The 19,312-nt window shown below is 61.2% G+C and carries 13 protein-coding genes; 6 read left to right on the plus strand and 7 right to left on the minus strand.

Annotated elements, in window-relative coordinates; genetic code table 11:
* From recG to ubiA, 6 genes are all read left to right on the plus strand, one after another.
* Positions 1-2,160 carry an ATP-dependent DNA helicase RecG gene (gene recG, locus ACQ3C8_RS02665; RefSeq protein ID WP_428852352.1) on the plus strand — a complete coding sequence of 720 codons (2,160 nt, stop codon included), beginning with the start codon at positions 1-3 and terminating at the stop codon, positions 2,158-2,160.
* A gap of 206 nt (positions 2,161-2,366) precedes the next feature.
* The gene (locus ACQ3C8_RS02670; protein WP_428852353.1) at positions 2,367-3,368 is read left to right on the plus strand and encodes a LysR substrate-binding domain-containing protein; all 1,002 of its coding nucleotides are present in this window, start codon (positions 2,367-2,369) and stop codon (positions 3,366-3,368) included.
* 132 nt (positions 3,369-3,500) lie between these two features.
* Positions 3,501-3,635 carry a hypothetical protein gene (locus ACQ3C8_RS02675; protein ID WP_428852354.1) on the plus strand — a complete coding sequence of 45 codons (135 nt, stop codon included), beginning with the start codon at positions 3,501-3,503 and terminating at the stop codon, positions 3,633-3,635.
* Between the two features lie 65 nt (positions 3,636-3,700).
* On the plus strand, positions 3,701-5,164 hold the full coding sequence (locus ACQ3C8_RS02680) for a catalase (RefSeq protein ID WP_009523087.1): 1,464 nt from the start codon (positions 3,701-3,703) through the stop codon (positions 5,162-5,164).
* A gap of 116 nt (positions 5,165-5,280) precedes the next feature.
* Positions 5,281-5,775 carry a Dps family protein gene (locus tag ACQ3C8_RS02685; protein ID WP_009523088.1) on the plus strand — a complete coding sequence of 165 codons (495 nt, stop codon included), beginning with the start codon at positions 5,281-5,283 and terminating at the stop codon, positions 5,773-5,775.
* Positions 5,776-5,944: 169 nt separating this feature from the next.
* Positions 5,945-6,802: a 4-hydroxybenzoate octaprenyltransferase gene (gene ubiA / locus ACQ3C8_RS02690; RefSeq protein ID WP_428853018.1), complete on the plus strand. Its 858-nt coding sequence runs from the start codon at positions 5,945-5,947 to the stop codon at positions 6,800-6,802.
* Between the two features lie 147 nt (positions 6,803-6,949).
* On the opposite strand, the gene ACQ3C8_RS02695 is transcribed toward ubiA, so the two are convergent.
* The 7 genes from ACQ3C8_RS02695 to ACQ3C8_RS02725 form a co-directional block, all read right to left on the minus strand.
* Entirely contained in the window at positions 6,950-7,183 is a 234-nt protein-coding gene (locus ACQ3C8_RS02695) for a hypothetical protein (protein WP_009523090.1), read from the minus strand.
* A 374-nt stretch (positions 7,184-7,557) separates the two neighbouring features.
* The gene (locus tag ACQ3C8_RS02700) at positions 7,558-8,367 is read right to left on the minus strand and encodes a hemagglutinin repeat-containing protein (RefSeq protein ID WP_428852355.1); all 810 of its coding nucleotides are present in this window, start codon (positions 8,365-8,367) and stop codon (positions 7,558-7,560) included.
* Between the two features lie 133 nt (positions 8,368-8,500).
* On the minus strand, positions 8,501-8,962 hold the full coding sequence (locus ACQ3C8_RS02705) for a hypothetical protein (RefSeq protein WP_428852356.1): 462 nt from the start codon (positions 8,960-8,962) through the stop codon (positions 8,501-8,503).
* A gap of 10 nt (positions 8,963-8,972) precedes the next feature.
* Positions 8,973-9,743, minus strand: coding sequence for a hypothetical protein (locus ACQ3C8_RS02710; RefSeq protein WP_428852357.1), 771 nt, complete (start codon positions 9,741-9,743; stop codon positions 8,973-8,975).
* Between the two features lie 50 nt (positions 9,744-9,793).
* The gene (locus ACQ3C8_RS02715; RefSeq protein WP_428852358.1) at positions 9,794-10,339 is read right to left on the minus strand and encodes a hypothetical protein; all 546 of its coding nucleotides are present in this window, start codon (positions 10,337-10,339) and stop codon (positions 9,794-9,796) included.
* 36 nt (positions 10,340-10,375) lie between these two features.
* The gene (locus tag ACQ3C8_RS02720) at positions 10,376-10,837 is read right to left on the minus strand and encodes a hypothetical protein (protein ID WP_428852359.1); all 462 of its coding nucleotides are present in this window, start codon (positions 10,835-10,837) and stop codon (positions 10,376-10,378) included.
* A gap of 11 nt (positions 10,838-10,848) precedes the next feature.
* Complete coding sequence (locus ACQ3C8_RS02725) at positions 10,849-19,311, minus strand: hemagglutinin repeat-containing protein (RefSeq protein WP_428852360.1); 8,463 nt, start codon at positions 19,309-19,311, stop codon at positions 10,849-10,851.
* Position 19,312 lies beyond the last annotated feature (1 nt).

The raw sequence follows: 19,312 nt of genomic DNA on the forward strand, positions 1-19,312 counted from the left end.
ATGCCTAGTCGCTCCAGCACCGCAGCAGCTCCTGCTCCCGATTCCGGCACCCAGCCCGACGCCAAGGCAGCGACCAAGAAGGCTGCCGCCAGCAAGACATCGACCACGCGCAGCAAGCTCGCCAAGCTCGGGCTGCAGCGCGATATCGATCTGGTGCTGCACCTGCCGCTGCGCTACGAAGATGAAACCCAGGTGCTGACGATTGCCGAGGCCGTGGCGCGCGCCGGCATCGGCGAGCCGGCGCAGGTCGAAGGGGTGGTGACGAGCAACGAAGTCGCCTTTCGCCCCCGCCGCCAGCTCGTGGTGCGCGTGGCTGACGACAGCGGCGAACTGGTACTGCGCTTTCTCAATTTCTACGGCAGTCAGGTCAAGCAGATGGCCGAGGGCGTACGCCTGCGTGTGCGCGGCGAGGTGCGTGGTGGCTTCTTCGGCGCGGAGATGGTCCATCCCACGGTCAAGCCGGTGGCCGACGATACGCCGCTGCCGGATCGCCTGACTCCTGTGTACCCGAGCACCGCCGGCGTGCCCCAGGCTTACCTGCGCAAGGCCATCCTGAGCACGCTCGACAAGGTGCCGCTGCCGGAAACCCTGCCGCAATCCATTCTCCACGGCGAACTGGCGCGATTACACCTCACGCCGCTGGCCAGTTGCGTGCGCCTGCTGCATCAGCCACCGCCCGAAGTCGACGAGGCAGCCCTGTCCGAGCGGACGCATCCCGCGTGGCTGCGCATCAAGTTCGATGAGCTGCTGGCGCAGCAGCTGTCGCTCAAGCGCGCGCAGGCCGCACGCCGCGAGCGCAATGCGCCGCCCATGCCACCCGTGGCCGATGGCGTGCTCGCGCGCTTCATGCAAACACTGCCGTTCGCGCTCACTGGCGCACAGCAGCGCGTGTGGGCTGAGATCCGTGCGGACCTGACGTCGCCGCACCCGATGCACCGCCTACTGCAGGGCGACGTGGGGAGCGGCAAGACCATCGTCGCCGCGCTCGCCGCGTGCCATGCCATCGATGCCGGCTATCAGGCTGCACTGATGGCGCCGACGGAAATCCTCGCCGAGCAGCATTATCGCAAGCTGTCCGCGTGGCTGGAGCCGCTAGGCGTGCGCATTGCCTGGCTCTCCGGCAGTCTCAAGGCCAAGGACAAGCGCGAGGCGGTTGCGCGTGTGGAATCGGGCGAGGCGCAACTGGTGATCGGCACGCATGCACTGATCCAGGATGCCGTGACGTTCGCGCGCCTCGGCCTGTCCGTGGTCGACGAGCAGCACCGCTTCGGCGTGGCGCAGCGGCTCGCCTTGCGCGCCAAGATGGCGGGCGAAGGCCAGGAAACCGCGCCACCCTGGACGCCGCACCAGTTGATGATGTCGGCCACGCCGATCCCTCGTACGCTGGCCATGACGTATTACGCCGATCTCGATGTGTCGGTGATCGACGAACTGCCACCGGGTCGCACGCCGGTTGTCACGCGTCTCGTCAGCGACGCGCGCCGGCCGGAGGTGATCGAACGCGTGCAGGTGGCGGCCGGGCAGGGGCGGCAGATCTACTGGGTGTGCCCCCTGATCGAAGAGAGCGAGGCGCTGCAGTTGCAGACCGCCGTCGATACCTTCGAGACGCTGGCGAATACGCTTTCGGGTCTGCGCGTGGGGCTGGTGCATGGTCGACTGTCACCGGGCGACAAGGCGGCTGTGATGGAGGCCTTTACCCGTAACGAGATCCAGGTTCTGGTGGCAACCACGGTGATCGAAGTCGGCGTGGACGTGCCCAATGCCTCGCTGATGGTAATCGAGCATGCGGAGCGCTTCGGCCTCGCCCAGTTGCACCAGTTGCGTGGCCGGGTGGGGCGCGGCAGCGCGGAGTCGGTGTGCGTGCTGCTCTACCAGACGCCGCTTTCCCCCACGGCGCGGCTGCGCCTGCAGACCATGCGCGAGACCACGGACGGTTTCGAGATTGCGCGGCGCGATCTCGATATCCGCGGTCCCGGTGAATTCCTCGGCGCGCGCCAGTCGGGCGATGCGCTGCTGCGCTTTGCCGATCTGCAGCACGATGCCTGGCTGGTGGAATACGCGGCACGCGCGGCGCAGCACATGCTGCAATCCTTTCCGGAGGCGGTGGAGGCGCACCTACACCGCTGGCTGGGCGGCCGCGAGCATTACCTCAAGGCCTAGCGCACGGGTACCTGGGTGATGGCAGGTGGTGTATGTCATCTGGCATGCCATACCGTTTTGCGTCTACCCAGTGTGCCTCCTGCTGTTCCAACCGCGCGCTCCCTCTGGAGACCTCAAGAGCGAACCGGACGGCACAGTTCATGGTTCATCCTGAAAATTTTCCCGAGTAAAGATAAAATCTATTGAAACTGCGGGATTGATAAGCCATGACTCTGACCGAACTCAAGTACATCGTCGCCGTCGCACGCGAACGGCATTTCGGGCGTGCCGCCGAAGCCTGCTTCGTGTCGCAGCCGACGTTGTCGGTCGCCATCAAGAAGCTGGAAGAAGAACTGAACCTGCAGATCTTCGAGCGCGGCACCTCGGAGGTCAGCGTCACAGCCATCGGCGAGCAGATCGTCGCGCAGGCGCAACTGGTCCTGGAGCAGACCATGGCGATCCGCGAGATCGCCCAGCAAGGCAAGGATCCGCTAGCCGGCCCGTTGCGCCTCGGCATCATCTACACCATCGGTCCGTACCTGCTGCCGGCACTGGTCAAGCAGATGATCGAGACGGTGCCGCAGATGCCGTTGATGCTGCAGGAAAACTTCACCGTCAAGCTGATCGAGCTGCTCAAGCAGGGCGAGATCGACTGCGCCATCATGGCCGAGCCGTTCCCGGATTCTGGGCTCACGGTGCTGCCGCTGTACGACGAGCCGTTCGTGGTAGCCGTACCCAAGTCCCATCCCTGGGCCAAAAAAAGCGCCATCCATCCCGATGCGCTCAAGGACGAGACCATGCTGCTGCTGGGCAATGGCCACTGCTTCCGCGACCACGTCATGGGCGTGTGCCCGGAGCTGTCGCGCTTCTCGCAGACCGCCGACGGCATCCAGAAGACCTTCGAAGGCTCGTCGCTCGAAACCATCCGCCACATGGTTGCCAGCGGTGTCGGCATCACCGTGCTGCCGCAGACCTCCGTGCCGCAAACACCGGGTCCGCACGACCTGCTGACCTATATTCCCTTTGAAGCGCCGGTTCCGGACCGGCGTGTGGTGCTGGCATGGCGCAAGAGCTTCACGCGCGTCGAGGCCATCAATGCGGTGGCGCAGGCCGTGTCCGCCTGTGTGCTGCCTGGCGTCACGCATCTGCCATTGCCCAGTGCACCAGCGCGCAAGCCGGCTGCCAAGGGCGGGGGCGACAAATCCGGCGCCACCCCGCAAGCAGCCTGACCAGCGCCGTCACACAGCGGCATGCCAGAGGTCGTCATAGGTTTTCTTAATTTGATAGTTTTAAATAATCAAATTTGACAATCAATAGAAGCGGTTTACACTGACTCAACAGTGTCAAATGCAGGAGTGATCATGAACCGCACCGCTACCGCTTCGCACCCCTTCGCCGCCCCAGTCGCCCCGGCCGACTCGGCGCGGTCATCCGGGCGGACGACGCTGGCGGCAACGGCCATGCGCTGGCTGGCCAGCTACGCACTGTCGCATTGAGCCGCAAGCCACCTGCATTGCCCCGATTTCCTCATTTCCATTCCCCCTCACGGTAGGAGCCGACGATGACAGACACCAACAAGCAGACTCAGCCGAATATCTTGACCAATGCTGCAGGCGCGCCCGTGGCCGACAACCAGAACAGCAAGACCGCTGGCAAGCGCGGCCCGGTGCTGCTGGAAGACGTGTGGCTGCTCGAGAAGCTCGCCCACTTCAACCGCGAGCGCATTCCCGAGCGCGTAGTGCACGCCAAGGGGTCGGGTGCCTTCGGCACGTTCACCGTCACGCATGACATCACCAAGTACTCCAAGGCCTCCGTCTTTGCCGAAATCGGCAAGCAGACGCCGATCTTCATCCGCTTCTCCACCGTCGCCGGCGAGCGCGGTGCGGCCGACGCCGAGCGCGATGTGCGCGGCTTCTCGATCAAGTTCTATACCGACCAGGGCAACTGGGACGTGGTGGGCAACAACACGCCCGTATTCTTCGTGCGAGATCCGCTGAAGTTCCCCGACTTCATCCACACGCAAAAGCGCGACCCGAAGACCAACCTGCGCAACGCCACCGCTGCATGGGACTTCTGGGTACGTCATCCCGAGGCGCTGCACCAGGTCACCATCCTCATGAGCGACCGCGGGATTCCCAAGAACTATCGCCAGCAGCACGGTTTCGGTTCGCACACCTACTCGTTCGTCAATGCCGCCAACGAGCGCTTCTGGGTCAAGTTCCACTTCAAGTCGATGCAGGGTATCGAGAACTACACCGACGCGGAAGCAGCGGAGGTGGTGGGCAGCGATCGTGAAAGCGCGCAGGCCGACCTGTTCGAGAACATCGAGAAAGGCAATTTCCCGAAGTGGGCCGTGCGCGTGCAGATCATGCCGGAAGCCGAGGCCGAGACGTATCGCATCAACCCGTTTGACCTCACCAAGGTGTGGCCGCACAAGGACTATCCGCTGATCGACGTAGGCGTGCTGGAACTCAACAAGAACCCTGAGAACTACTTTGCCGATGTGGAGCAGTCCGCCCACAACCCGGGCAATGTCGTGCCCGGCATCGGCTTCTCGCCGGACCGCATGTTGCAGGGCCGCGTGTTTGCCTATGCCGACGCGCAGCGTTATCGCCTCGGCATCAATCACCACCAGATTCCGGTGAACGCGCCGCGTTGCCCGTATCACAACTCGTTCCACCGCGACGGTGCGATGCGGACCGACGGCAACCTTGGCGGTGCGACCAACTACGAACCGAATCGCTTTGGCACGTTTGCCCAGGACGCCAACGCCGAAGATCCGCGGCTTGCCATCAGCGGGTTTGCGGACCGGTACAACCACCGCGAGGATGACGAGGACTACTACAGCCAGCCCGCCGCACTGTTTGCCCTGTTCGACGCCGCCCAGCGCGAGCGCCTGTTCGGCAACATCGCCCGCCACATGGCATCGGTGCCTGAAGACATCCAGCGTGCCGCCATCGATCATTTCAACAAGATCGATCCGGCCTATGGCGCTGGTGTTGCCCAGGCACTGGGCCTGAAGTAAGAGGCTCCCCGCATGGCGCTTCTGGTGCCATAATGCTGAGACCGGCCTGCCGCGATGCCCCAAGCGCACGGCAGGCCCGCCCGAGTCGAGTGACCCCCTGACCAGAAGGAATGATCATGGCAAAGAAAAACGAGAGCAGCGTGAGCATCAACATCGGCATCAACGACAAGGACCGCAAGAAGATCGCCGACGGGCTGTCGCGTCTACTGGCCGACACCTACACGCTCTATCTCAAGACGCACAACTTCCACTGGAACGTGACCGGCCCGATGTTCAATACCCTGCATCTGATGTTTGAGACGCAGTACACCGAACTCGCGCTGGCCGTCGACCTCATCGCCGAACGTATTCGCGCCCTGGGCTACCCGGCGCCGGGAACCTATAAGGAATACGCGCGCCTGTCGTCCATCGCGGAGACCGAAGGCGTGCCGAACGCCGAAGAGATGATCCGCCTGCTGGTCGAAGGCCAGGAAGCCGTGACGCGCACCGCGCGCTCCATCTTCCCGACCGTCGACGCCGCCAGCGACGAACCGTCCGCCGACCTGCTCACGCAACGCATGCAGACGCACGAGAAGAACGCGTGGATGCTGCGCTCGCTGCTGCAGAAGTAAGCACCAGCCGACGCACCACCGCCGGGACCAACCGCCCGGCGCTACAATAGAGCGCCTGCCACCGCAGGCGCTTTTTCATTGCCGCCGGACCGCCCCACGGCAATAGATTTCCCCAAGGGGCAGCGCAGCCGTGAGCGGCACGCGCGGGGCTTTCTACCGTTTTCTGGTCATGCTCAAGCGTCTCGCCATCTACTTTCGCCTCGTCCGTCTCGACAAACCGATCGGCACCTTGCTCCTGCTCTGGCCGACGCTCTGGGCGTTGTGGATTGCTGCTGAAGGCACGCCCGGCGCGCAAGTGCTGTGGATCTTCATCATCGGCACCTTCCTCATGCGCTCCGCCGGTTGCGCCATCAATGACTGGGCCGACCGCGATTTCGACAAGCACGTCAAACGCACCACACAGCGTCCCGTCACCGCTGGCCTTATCGCCCCGTGGGAAGCGCTGGCGGTCGCCGCCGCACTCGCACTCGTAGCGTTTGCGCTCATCACCCCGCTCAACGCGCTCACAAAATCGCTGGCAGTCGTCGCCGTAGTCATCGCCGGCACTTACCCGTTCTTCAAGCGGTTCTTTGCCATTCCCCAGGCCTACCTTGGCATTGCCTTCGGCTTCGGAATTCCCATGGCCTTCGCCGCCCTTACCGACCACGTACCCGCACTGGCGTGGATCCTGCTCGCCGGCAACATCCTGTGGGCCATCGCCTACGACACCGCCTACGCCATGGTTGACCGCGACGACGATCTCAAGATCGGCATGCACACCTCCGCCATTACCTTTGGCCGCTTCGACGTACTTGCCATCATGCTCTGCTACGCAGGGTTTCTTGCCGTCATGGCCTGGGCAGGCCAAAGCCTCGCGCTCGGCTGGCCGTACTGGCTCGGCTGGCTCTGCGCCGTTGCCTGCGCGCTGTATCACTACACCCTGATCCGCACACGCGAACGCATGGCGTGCTTTGCCGCCTTCCGGCACAACAACTGGCTGGGAGCATTTCTGTTTGCGGGTGTCGCCGGCGCCTACTGGCTCAGATAGAACCCAGGCGAATCTGCCGGAACGGCATGCGGAGAGAACGTATAGCTCGAAAGAGCGCGGAGAGAAGTGCAGACTAGGGCGTCACGCGTCTGAAGACTTCGCGCGATAACGGCTCGCCGTATCGCGCCTGCGGCACGTGCACGATGATCAATGGACGAGCGTCCACACGTTTTCTGGAATCGTCTTGGCTTTGGCCACGGCATTCAGCCAGTCCTGCCATGCAATCGGATCCACCGTGCCGCGCGCGCTTTCCAGAATACGCCACGGCAACGTCGCCATCTCGGTCTCGAATCCGTCTGCAACGTCCTGATGGTACGTATGCTCAAGAAAGTAGAACATCGCGCGATAAGCTTCTTCTACCGACAACTCTGGGTTGCTCATGATCGCCTCACCGGGTCTGGCTCTTGATGTGATGGACGATGCGTAGCGCATCGGGCTGGTACTGCATGACTGCTCGGAAGCCTCGCATCGGACGGCATGCGTGGTCTCTCTGAGATTCGCAGAAGTTTCGGTCGTTGACAATGGCAACTGCGATTCCGGACAACGATATCGGCCGGAAACCCGCATGGTGACAGGGCCCAACCTGAATACTCATTTTTTCCCCGAATTGATTGCTTCGTGTTTCGACAGTTTGTGTCGGGGTACAACTCTCTCTAGCTTCTTACCTCGCGTGCTGCCTGTATCCGCCAGGCGCAGATCAGCCAGTTCCATCCGCTCGGCATCCGACAGGCCATTTCCAAACTTGGCCTTGTCGATCAGTTCCGCCGCGCGCTTAGCCGGTTATCACCGCGCGAGGCCGCTTCCATGGCTTTGTCGGCGGCCTTGGCGGCATCCACCACCATGCCGCCCATTGCATTGGTGATGCCATACTGGCTTGTCTTGTGCGATTCGACGATGTGATGGGTATCCGCACCCGGATCGAGAATCACCTCCTTGCCGACCATCGTCAGATCGCGCCGCGCGGCAATATCAGCACCGCGCAGTGTGATCTCTTCCTTGGCGTCCAGCGTGACATTACCGTTGTTACTGACGATGCTGCTGCGGATATCGCCCTGGGTGGCGCTGTCGCGGTCGTAGCTGTGGCTCTCCTTGCGCACGCCCATCGTGCTGCTGGTGCCGTTGCCATTGCCGTCGCTGCCGAGATTGCCGATTGTCTTGCTGGAACTGCTGCGATGCTCCGAGCCGGTATCGAGACCGGCGACGATATCGATCTTGCCTTCCTTCGCAATCAGGCTGACATCCCGTTCCGCAGCCACGGCCGAACCGGCCACGCGGATGTTGCCGTGGCGACTGTTCATCACCACGCGGTCGGCCAGGATCAGGCTGGGCGTTTGCGTGACGTCTTCCAGTCGCCCTTCGGCATTGCTGCGACTCATGTTGTACGGCGACTGCGACACGCCGCTGCTGTTCGGGCCGCCCGTCATGGCCCGGCCCATGTCGCCGAGCGACTGCATGGCCGTGCTCAGCTGCATGCTCTTGCTGCTCGCTTCCTTACAAACCTGATATTCGATGTAACTGAGTGCGTGATTTACCGACGGCGCTTCGCCACCCAGATCAAGTGCCATGCGAAAGCGAAGACTCCTCCGATCAAGAAGAAAAGATCCTTCTTAAAAATTGTCCCTAGAGTGCCGAATAGAGCTGTGAAAAATGCGCAGATCCACCACGAGATCTGTGATATGGAAACGCTGTTCGATTTATCTACCATGGGCGCGTTGGTTGGGCGTACCGTAGTAATGTCCCAGTGTTCCAATCGAAGTCAAACAGGTAGTCCGTGTAACCGTCATTGCCTTCGCAACCCCATTCGATGCCGCCGAAGCGGGCAGAGCTAGGGGGGAGTGCCAAGTAGCCTTCCTCAGGTCGAGAATTCGCATCCACGCGCGGCACGCCAATCGTGAGGCGCGTTGTGCCATCGCCGTTCATAACAACAAGGCGTCTGGTACGCGGATCTCCATTCTCATAGTGAACGAGGCCTGATTGATCAGGTAATAGGCGTACGTGATATGGCGTCTGGTGCAACTTACCTTGATACAGCCACCTCCGAGCAACTACCCGCACCGCATTCGTGTTCTGCTTGAATTGATCAATGTCATTACCTGTTAGTGTGGCCGGAGCAGTAGCTCCGTTATCCCACACATCTTGCAGATCTTCAATCTTCTCCATGGTCAATACCTTACTGTAGTGGTTTGGGTGTTGAGACTATCTTAAGGAAGGTATTTCGCTCGATGCCCTTGTAGGCCTCATCGAATTGAATCTGCGTACCACCACCACGCAGTAGGCTTCCTGCTGTATCTGTTTGTTTGCCCACGAATCCAATGTTGGATGAGATGGGTTGCGTGATCTCCATTTCAACCATATAGAAAGGCCCATCCCCATTTGGCTTGAACTGATTGGTAATTGCAGCTCGCTGGCGCATGTCGATCGCTGTCGAAGTGACGTCGTCGAACGTCGCCCAACCGCCGGGGACGATCGAATCTCCTTTTTTGATTGCATCCGCTGTCTTGGCGTCCACAATCATGTTGACTTTCGTTCCTGGTTGCAAAGTCGTATTGATAACAGGCGTCCCAGGCGACCACGCCGGCTCCCAGCCACGAACTCTCATCGCCGCATTGACTTCCTCGGCAGAGCGTACTGCCTTTACTCCCGCAATCGTCCCGACAGCCAACCCCGCCGGCCCGAGCGCATCCCCCGCAGCGATTTCCCCACCCGCAATGACGATCCGATTGCATGCCACAGGATTACTTAAGCAGAACGAGAGGGCAGGCGGTATTGCAGTGGCTACAGCAGCAGCTCCTGCGCCAAGGGTTGCCTTGGCGAGCAGTTCGCGAACCTGCTGATCCGCCTGACTGGCACTTGCAATTTTCTGGGAAGACGGCTGCACCAACTGATTCCGAATATAGAACGCCTGTGACTCGGGATTGTTGATGACTGCACTGGCATACATGTTGATATTCGCCTGCTAATCCAGTTTGTGTATAAATGGGGCTGCCTTTCTTATGTCCTATACGGTAAGGCTCGCGCGGAAATTAGTGCGCCAGTGTTCCAATCGTAAGTGTAGTAACAGTCACCAAAGCCATCGTCACCGAATATCTCTAACTTTTCGGTATTATTACTGACGTAGTGAAAAAGCGTGCTGTCTTCTCCATCTTTAAATAGTAACCCTTCTCTCTGGAGTTTTTTAATCTTTGCAAGCTGCTCCAAACTCAATCTGCGCACATTGAAAGACGGTGTAAGAATGAAGCGGATAGAGCCGTCTCCATTGAGGATGTGAGCGTGCTTTCCCGGGCTACCATCGATTGCAACGAAGCCTGTGTGATCCGGGAGGACATAAAAACTCCTGTAACCTCTATCATGCATACTTAGGCAGTGTCGCTGATCGCGATAAACCCAAGTCTGAGTAGAGATTCTTTTTGCTCCTCGACCGGAGACTTCTAGGGCAATAGGTGCGCCACATGGCCAAACTTCGCCATTGTCCCAAATAGAAATCACATTGCTAACTTTGTTCATTATCTTGATTTTTAGATAAACATGGTCAATCAAGTTTGAATGCTAACTGATCTTGGCGCTAAAAAGTGCCTACCAAGGACGTGTTGGTCGGGCGTACCGTAGTAGTGCACCTGTATCCCAATCAAAATCAAACAAGTAGTCCGTGTAACCATCATTGCCTTCGCAGCCCCATTCGATGCCGCCGAAGCGGGCAGAGCTAGGGGGGAGTGCCAAATAGCCATCTTCAGGTCGAGAATTTGCGTCTACGTGAGGTACTCCAATCACTACACGCTGTGTACCATCACCATTAAGAACAACTAAGCGTCCCGTGCGCAGATCATCATTTTCATAATGCACCAGTCCATCTTTATCCTTCAGGATACAAACGTAGTATGCGATTTCATGCTCTTGTTCTTGGAATTTCCATTTCCTTCCGATAACTTTCGTTGCACCTGTTTGGTTTTTGAATTTTTCGATTTCGTCTACAGACAAAGATGCTGGAGAAACAGCACCATTGTCCCAGATATCTCTCAAGTCTTCGATTTTGTCCATCTTGAATCCTTTTAATTCAGTAACTTCGGGACAGAGATTGGCCTAAGAAATGAATTTCTATCTTGAGCTCTGATTGCCTCATCAAACTGCACTTGCGTGCCGCCGCCGCGCAGTAGGTTACCTGTTGTGTCGGTCTGTTTCCCTACGAATCCAATGTTAGAAGAAACAGACTGAGTGATCTCCATTTGAACCACATAGAAGGGCCCATCTCCACTTGGTTTGAACTGATTGGTAATTGCTGCTCGCTGACGCATATCGATTGCAGTCGAAGTGATGTCGTCGAATGTTGCCCAGCCTCCCGGGGCAAATTCATCCACTTTCCCTTTCGAAATCGCTTCTGCCGTTTTTGCATCAACAATCATATTGACCTTGGTGCCAGGCTGTAGAACCGTATTGATAACAGGTGTTCCCGGCGACCACGCCGGCTCCCAGCCACGAACTCTCATCGCCGCATTGACTTCCTCGGCAGAGCGTACTGCCTTTACTCCCGCAATCGTCCCGACAGCCAACCCCGCCGGCCCGAGCGCATCCCCCGCAGCGATTTCTCCACCGGCAATGACGATCCGATTGCATGCCACAGGATTACTCAGGCAGAACGAGAGGGCGGGCGGTATTGCCGTGGCTACAGCAGCAGCTCCTGCGCCGAGGGTTGCCTTCGCCAGCAGTTCACGGACTTGCTGGTCCGCCTGACTGGCACTTGCAATTTTCTGGGAAGACGGCTGCACCAACTGATTCCGAATATAGAACGCCTGTGACTCGGGATTGTTGATGACCGTACTGGCATACATGTTGATATTCGCCTTCTGATCTGGTGTGGCGTAGAACATATAGCCGGGACCGCTATTGCCGTCGGGTGCAAGCATTCCTTTTGCCTGCGAGAGGAATGCACGGGCTGCGCCGTCATCTGGACCTTCAACGCCTGCCTGCACTTGGCGGAATCCCTGTTGTGCCAGCCGCCGTTCAGCTTCCATTTCCGAGATACCCTGCTGCTGAGCAAAGCGCTTGGCATTCTGCCTGATCCATCGCTGCTCGTCCGGATGCAACTGCCGGTTATTCACATCCACATTCATCGCGGCAGCCGCGCCCGCAGCACCGCCGGTCGCTGCCCCGAGGGCGGTGGCAGCAACCACTGTGGCAGCTTGCCGTACCGCTTCGGGTGCGCCCATCTGGTCCAGATGCTCTGCCAGCGCAGGCATGATCGTGCTCGATGTCAATGCACCGGCTGCCCCTGAGAGGTTCCCGGTCAGCGCACCTGTGGCGGTATGCAGGGCAACCCGATAGGCACCGCCTTCGCCCCAGTGATTCTCGATATCTTGAGCCTGTGCCGCGAGTTCTGCCTGCTTCCGTGGATCGGATTCCTGCGATGCCTGCGTTCTGAGTTGCAGTGCTTCGCGTAGTTTGCCGGTTGCGTAGTCACCAATGGCCTTGGCGGCGCTTTGCCCAAACAGCCCGGTGATCTGGGCCTGGGCTTCGACCTTCTCCTGCAGCTTCTGGCCATCCCAGTTTTTTGCGAGGCTGTTGACCGAGGCACTGCCACCAAGGTTGGTCTCTAGTCCGGCGAGCGCTTGACTGGCATCCTGTCCTGTCACGACTACGGTGCCTGTGCTGATGCCGCTGCGTGTCGTGCTGTTCAGGCTGTTGCGTTCTTGGCTGACGCCGGCAGCGGCGCCGGTTGTGCCTGGCAGGAAACGCTGGGTCGTGCCCTGCGGCTGCGTGCTCTTGCCGTATCCGCCTCCGAGGCTGATGCCCGACGCCTTGTACTGGTCCGTGTTTTGTATGTCACTGTGCGTGAGCGTGCTGGTACGGAAGAAATTGCTGCCGTCAGCGATGGCCTGATCGCTGCTGGTGATTACTGCACCCTTGAGATTGGTATTGCCTTTGACATCCACGTGGTAACCACCGTCACCCGCAAAAATGCCAGTCTGTTCAGTGACACTGGCGTAGTCGGCATTGACACGGCTGTTGCTGTAGTTAGCGCTACCTGCAAAGCCGTAGCCAACCGTAACACTGCCACCGATGTGCTGCTGTTTGCTGCTGTAGGTGCTGGTGTCCTGCAGGCTTTCGCTATTGAGGTTGCCCTCTACATCGGTGACGACGCGCCGGCCTTTGGCGACGGCGCCGATCAGGTTGGTGTCGCCCTTGGAGTCGAACGTGAGGGTGTTGCCTGCAGTGACGTGGGTATTGGTGTGTGTAACGTCGCGGCCGTCTGCATTCCCGCGCCCGGCGCTGGCGTTGGCGGTGACGCCAAAGGAGGTACCATTGCTGCCAAGTGTGACTGCTACGCCCACACCGGCGCTCCGGCTGCGGTTGGTGCTGTGCTGTTCGAAGGTGTTCTGTGCGGCGAGCAGGTTGACCTTGCCATCGGCTTTTAGGGTGACATCGTTGCCTGCGGCGATGCTGCTGCCGATGATATCGATGTTGCTGTCCGCGCGGCCGCCGGTAGAGCGGATGCTGACGTTGCCGCCAGCACGTATGCTGCTGCCGACGGCGGTGCGGCTCTGCTGTGTCGTGTGGCTCTCGCTCTTGCTGCTGCCGATGGTTGCACTGATGCTCAGGCCGCCTGCGGACTGGGGGTCGGCTTGCACCGCCTGTGCGGCATTGTATGCGCCCATGGCGGTGGTGGCGCCAGCCATGGCTTGCATGCGGCGGTCATCGGTCTTGTGGCTGGCGCGCTGCATTTGCTGCGCGGTTTGCACCGCAGCGATGACCGGGCTTGACACTGCGACGGTCAGCCCGCTTTGGCGGAAACGGTAATCGCTCGCGTGGTCCACCGTATCAACTGCGTTGTCGATGGTGGCACGCATGGCGTCGATGTGAACGTCTCCGGCCAGTGCGTTGACCTGGCTGCCGGTCTGGATGTAACGGTTTCCGGCGCTGAGCTCCACGTCTCCAGCCAGGCTGCCGACGACCGAGCCGATATGGCTAATGCTGCGGGTATCCGTGTCCTGCGTGATCTGCCGCTTACCGATGGTAACGCTCGCCCCGCCGCTGGAGAATAGCCCGCTTGTCTTCTTGTCGTAGTGAGAGGCGAGATTACGCGTTTCCTGTGCCGTATCGATCTGCAGATCGTGGCCGGCGCTGATACGCATGCCCTCATCGGCAATCACCTGACTGCCGCGAATAAGGATATCGCCCTGTTTCTTGTCTTTGTCGCCCGCCTGGAGGAGTACGGTGTTACCGGTAATGGCGCTGCCTGCAGCACGCGTGCCTTCGGCGTAGGAGCCTTGTTCAATCGCCGTCTTGCTGAGGAAGCCACTCTTGCGCATGAAACTTTCATCGATGCTGCGATCCTGCAAGGTGAGGGTGTCGACAGTCAGATTGTTGTCGGCAATCAAGCTCGCTTGCCGGTGTTCGGCACTGACGTAGGCACCGCGCAGCGAGATATTTCCGCCTTCGCCATTGGCATCGCGTTTACCGAGGATGGTCAGATTGTTGCCGGCGGTGACCTTGCCACCGCTGGCCGTCTCCATATCCCGCATGGTGCGCGTGTACTGGTCGCGGCTCACGTTCTGTACATCGACCATGGTGCGGTCGCGCGCGGCTTCGATGCTGACCTCGCTGCCCTGGATCAGAGCATTGCCGCCCGCGGCGACCGTACTGCCATGCAGTCGCACCGTGCCGCCGCTGTTGTCGGCATTGTTGTTGCCGACCAGGGCGAGATTGCCACCGGCACTGAACACGCTGCCGCGATGTGCGCTGGCGGTTTCCTCGATGTAGCCGCTGCGGCCGTTGACATTGCCGCAGCGCTCGACGCGGGTGCTGACGGCTGCTTCCACCGTGCCGACATCGACGTTGCGCGTGGCAGTTGCGATGAGATCCTTGCCTGCGGTGACATCCGCGCCGTGGGCAATCAGGTCGCGGCCTGCGTCCATGCGTATGGCGCCGCCTTCGACGGTGGCGATGCGGTCGATGCTGGTACGCGTGCCGTTCGGGTTGGCGGATTGCAGGGTGCGGGTGTCGAGCACCAGATCGCGGCCTGCGAGCAGGGTCACATCGCCGCCATTGCCATTCACATCAGTGATGCCCGTAATGCGCCCGGAAATGTTCTTGAGATCGTTGTTCGCACGGGCGTAGAGCGATTGCCCGCGCAGCGTGCCGCCCTCGTTGACGATGTCGCGGTCAGAGCGCAGGGTCACGCCGTTGCCGCTGATGGTGCCGCTGTTGACCAGGTCGCCGGTGGTGTGCACGTCGATGTCGGTGGCAGCCATCAACGCACCGCTGTGGCGCAGGTCGTCGGTGCGTGTGCGGCGCAGGTAGACCTGCGGCACCAGAACCTCGGTGGTGCTGCCGTCAGCAAGGGTGATGGTACGGGCGGTGAGCCAGACGAGGTCGGTGGTGAGTAGCGCCATCTGTTCCGCGCTGAGCGCCACGCCTGGTGTGAGCTGGTACTGGCGGGCGAACAGCACGCCGGCGTCCATCAGGGCCTTGTATTCGGCTTCGGTATCGCGGTAGCCGTCGAGGTAACGGCGGCCGGTGAGCGCGAGAATCTGGTCGTTGATCAGCTGTTGTTCGTAGAAGCCGTCGCCATAGCGCTTGAGTTCACGCTCGGGATCGCGCTTGAGTGTCTGCAGGAAGTAGTCCGAGCTGATGAAGTTGCGGAACTGCGTAAAGCGTGGATCGGTTTCGACCAGGTAGCGCGCGCCCGGATTGGTATTGATGTGGAACAGCGAACCTCCGGGCAGGGTGAGGTTGAAGCCGCCAGTGAGGATCTGGCTGCCGTCGGGTCCAGGAGTGATGCTGATGACGGGCGGGGCGAAGGGGTGGGTGCCACCGACAGGCGCACTGCCGTTGGCGTTTTGCACATCACGTGCGGCGGTCGGGTTGGCGGCGTGGTCCTCATAGCGGTAGTTGGCGAGGGTGACGGTGCTGGTGATAGGCGCGGGGGTAAAGTCGCTCCACGCGCTCAGTTCTTCGGTGTAGTTGTCGCTCCAGTTGCCGTGATGCTCGATACGCCGGAAGCGCACACGCCCGTTTTCCGTTTCGGAGCGAATACCTTCTACGCCCGTATTTTGGACCGTGCCGCCACGCACGGTAAGTGTGCCACCCGCGACGATCTCGCTGCTGTCGTTGCGCTTGACGCCGTTGCCGTCGAGCAGCATGTCGCCGCCGGCCAGCAGGCGGGCAGGCCGGCTGTCGGTAACGGTGGGCTCGGTCACGGTGCGGCTGGTGATTTCATATTCGTTCCAGACCTCGAAGCCGCGCGACTGCACATCGTTGTTGAAGGCAGTGAGCTTTTGATCGAGGGCTGCTGCGGCGAGCTGCTTGCGTTCGGCGACAGCTTCGTTGTATGCGTCGTAGGCGTTCCAGTAGGTGCCGCAGGCGCCCATCATGTTGCGTACAGTGCCACCTTCGTTGGCGAGCATGCAGCCGCCCCCGCCGACAGGCTCGACAGGCAGGGTGAGGCCACTGTAATCCGGAGGAGCGACGCCAAAGGTCGCCCAGATCGGATCAGTGTCGCTGTAGCGGTAGGCCGTGGTGCAGTTGAATATGTCGCCGCCATTCTCACAGATCTCGTAGGTAGCCGATTTGCGCGGTGAAGCACCATAGCGGCTGAACGGATACTGCTCGCTCGGCAGTACGTAGCGGCCATTGTCCTTGTAGTACGGATCCCACCCCAGAATAGCGGGATCGTATTTCTCGGTGCTGCCGTTGGGCTGGATCAGCCGTTCGGAGACGGTGGTGGTCGTGGTGGTCGAACCGGTGACCAGATGATCGTTACGGTTAAGGATGGTGTCGGACTGGATGCTGAGGTTGCCACGTGCTTCGATGGTGGACGAGGCATTGAGCAGCGTCTGCATGCGGCCCGTGAGGTTGCCGCTGGCGTCGATGTCGCCAGCGATGCCGATGTCGCCGAGGCTGTAGATCAGCGCGCCGTCAGTATTGTTGAGGGCCTGTGCGCCGATCTGGAGTGTGTCGCGGGCAGCGATGGTTCCAGTGCCGGTATTGTTGACCGTGCCGCCAGCGAGATTCAGCGTATCGCCGTAGATGCGACCTGTGTTGTTGGTGGTGCCGGCGCGAATGTCGGTCTGCACGCCATCGATCAACCCGGTAGCGGTGTTGTCGAGTGTGTCGGCAATGCGCAGGCGCGTGGTGGTGGCGCTGATTTCACCGCTGTTGCGCAGATCGTCGCTGGTGATCTGCAGGGTATCCGTGGCGCTGAGCAGGCCGGTGCCGTTGTCGACAATGCCGGCATTCAGCGTGAGATTGGCGTCGGAGGTAATGTGGCCGGCGTCGTTGCTGACGGTGTTGGCAATGGCGAGGGTCTGGTTGCCTTGGCTACCGATATAGCCGCCCGTGTTGTCGAGCGAGCCAGCGCGCAGGTCGAGCGTGCCGCCGGAGACGATGCCACCACTGGTGCCGCTGTCGCGATTGGTGAATGCCTGGCCTTGCGTGTCGAGCGCGAGTCCGCTGGCGGCTTGCACCAGCCCCTCGGTGTTGTCGAATGCCCCGGTGGTGGCTAGCAGGCGGCCGCTGGCCAGCATGCTGCCGGCAGTGTTGTCGACATTCCCGCTGTGCAGAGTGACATCGGCCCCGCTGAGCAGGCCATCGTGGTTGAGCAGGGTACCGCTGTCGAGTGCCAGGTTGCCGGCAGATTGCAGCTTGCCGCTGGTGTTGTCGAGGGTTGCACCATGCGTGTTCAGGGCCAGTGTGCCGGTAAGGGCGGTAACGCTACCGGCGCGATTGCTGAAGGCATTGCCCTGCGTATCGAGTTGCGCTGTGCTGCCGGCCTGCACGATGCCGCCATCATTGTTGAATGCGCTGGTGGTGGTCTGGAGCGTGGAGCCGGCCAGAAGCTGGCCGCCGGTGTTGTCGAAGCCCCCGCTCGCCAGTGTGATGGAACCGCCGCTGATCACCCCGGCGCGGTTGGTGAGCGTGCCTGTGGTCAACGCGATATTGCCGCCGGCCTGTAGCTGTCCCTGTGTATTGTCGAAGGCGCCGTTCCCTGTGCGCGCAGCGACGCTGCTCCGCGTGGAAGCAATCGTGCCGCCCGCGTTGTTGAGGCTGGCTGCATCGATCTGTACAGGGCCCTGCGCGAGGAGTGCACCGCTGCGATTGTCGATGCCTTGGGCGGTGGCCACATCAAGCGCACCACCGGTCATGAGCTGGCCCAGGCGGTTGTCGAGCGATGCACCGCTAACTTGCATGCCGCTGGCGCTCTTCCAGGTACTGCCGGTAGTACGCACCGCACCGCCGGCGGTGGCGTTAAGCGTGCCGCCCGAGGCAAGCTGGCTGCTGGTTGTGTCGAGCGTGCCGGACGTGCTGAGTGTCAGCGTTTGGCCGGCGCTGGCCTGCGCGTTGTGCAGGGCGAGGTTGGCGCCGCGCAGCTCGAGCGCCTTGCCGGCCACCAGCATGCCGCTCGCGCTGAGCGTGCCGCCGGCGCTGAGGGTGGTGTTGCCCTGACCCTGGGCGATTTCGGTGAAGCGCGCATTGCCGGCCGCGCTCGCAGCGAGATCCTGCTGGGCATAGGCTTTCTGCACGGTGAGATCGCCGTTGGCGGACAGCGTGAGGTTGCCCTGCAGGGCAGCGAGGCGGCCCGTGCTGTTGACGCCCAGGCCGGCCTCGGTGGAGACGAGGTAGATCTGGTTGGCCGTCATGCCGCCGACATCCTTGATGTCGATGGCGAAGGTGGGCGCCGTGCCGTTGCCGCTTTGCGGCGTGGACTGCAGCGAGGCATACAGCACCTGGTTGGCGCCGGCAATGGCATTGAGGTTGCGTGTCCAGATTTCGCCTTCGATGACCAGGCCGCGTGCCAGCAGGTCGAGTTGTTCGACCTGCGTGGCAGAGAGGCCGTCGCCGCCGACCGAGAGCGTGCCCTGGCGGATGTCGAAACCGGCGATCGCGCCTCCGCTGCCGAATTGCGCGTGGCCGGTGGTGAGGGTGACGCGGTCGGTGTTGAGAAAGCCGCAGCCATTGCAGGTGATGCCGTTGACATTGGCGACCACGATGCCGGCACGCTGTCCGGCGACCTCGATGGTGCCGCGCAACTGCGAGGGGTTGGACGACACCACCTCGTTGAGGATGATGCGCGCGGGTACGTAGCCGAGCTGGGGATTGCCGGTGACCCAGCCGCCGAGCTGTGTCTGCGCGGGGCCGCTGCTGTTGTTGAGGATCAGACCGTTCTGGTTGACGTTGAACTGGTCGTACTGGTTGCGGCTGACACCCGCCGCGCTGGGCGGAGCGATATGCACCAGTGGTACGCCGTTGCCGGCGGCGTCCATGATCGGGCGCTGGCCGGCGGGCGCGCCGGGTGCGGCGCTGATCGGCTGTTGCGCGTACGCCGGCAAGCCATGGCAGAGTGCCAGCGCGGCCAATGCGCCGGCAGTCATCCGGCGGACCTGTTGTGTGGCAAGGGTGGCGCGTGCGGCGCGGCGCTGTCCCGATGCCGTCTTGTGCTGGCCGGTAGCCGTTTCCGGGGCCGCCATCATCTGGCCGCGGGCGCGATTGAAGACAACGCGGTGGCAATGCTGATTCATG

Origin of the sequence: Imbroritus primus (assembly GCF_964332355.1) — a bacterium.
GTDB lineage: Bacteria > Pseudomonadota > Gammaproteobacteria > Burkholderiales > Burkholderiaceae > Imbroritus > Imbroritus primus.

Excerpts from the sequence above, each read along its gene's own strand:
- ACQ3C8_RS02725 (WP_428852360.1), bottom strand. The coding sequence starts at position 19,311 with ATGAATCAGCATTGCCACCGCGTTGTCTTCAATCGCGCCCGCGGCCAG.
- ACQ3C8_RS02670 (WP_428852353.1), top strand. The coding sequence starts at position 2,367 with ATGACTCTGACCGAACTCAAGTACATCGTCGCCGTCGCACGCGAACGG.
- ACQ3C8_RS02685 (WP_009523088.1), top strand. The coding sequence starts at position 5,281 with ATGGCAAAGAAAAACGAGAGCAGCGTGAGCATCAACATCGGCATCAAC.
- ACQ3C8_RS02695 (WP_009523090.1), bottom strand. The coding sequence starts at position 7,183 with ATGAGCAACCCAGAGTTGTCGGTAGAAGAAGCTTATCGCGCGATGTTC.
- ACQ3C8_RS02720 (WP_428852359.1), bottom strand. The coding sequence starts at position 10,837 with ATGGACAAAATCGAAGACTTGAGAGATATCTGGGACAATGGTGCTGTT.
- ACQ3C8_RS02700 (WP_428852355.1), bottom strand. The coding sequence starts at position 8,367 with ATGGCACTTGATCTGGGTGGCGAAGCGCCGTCGGTAAATCACGCACTC.
- ACQ3C8_RS02680 (WP_009523087.1), top strand. The coding sequence starts at position 3,701 with ATGACAGACACCAACAAGCAGACTCAGCCGAATATCTTGACCAATGCT.
- ACQ3C8_RS02675 (WP_428852354.1), top strand. The coding sequence starts at position 3,501 with ATGAACCGCACCGCTACCGCTTCGCACCCCTTCGCCGCCCCAGTCGCC.
- ubiA (WP_428853018.1), top strand. The coding sequence starts at position 5,945 with ATGCTCAAGCGTCTCGCCATCTACTTTCGCCTCGTCCGTCTCGACAAA.
- ACQ3C8_RS02710 (WP_428852357.1), bottom strand. The coding sequence starts at position 9,743 with ATGTATGCCAGTGCAGTCATCAACAATCCCGAGTCACAGGCGTTCTAT.
- ACQ3C8_RS02705 (WP_428852356.1), bottom strand. The coding sequence starts at position 8,962 with ATGGAGAAGATTGAAGATCTGCAAGATGTGTGGGATAACGGAGCTACT.
- recG (WP_428852352.1), top strand. The coding sequence starts at position 1 with ATGCCTAGTCGCTCCAGCACCGCAGCAGCTCCTGCTCCCGATTCCGGC.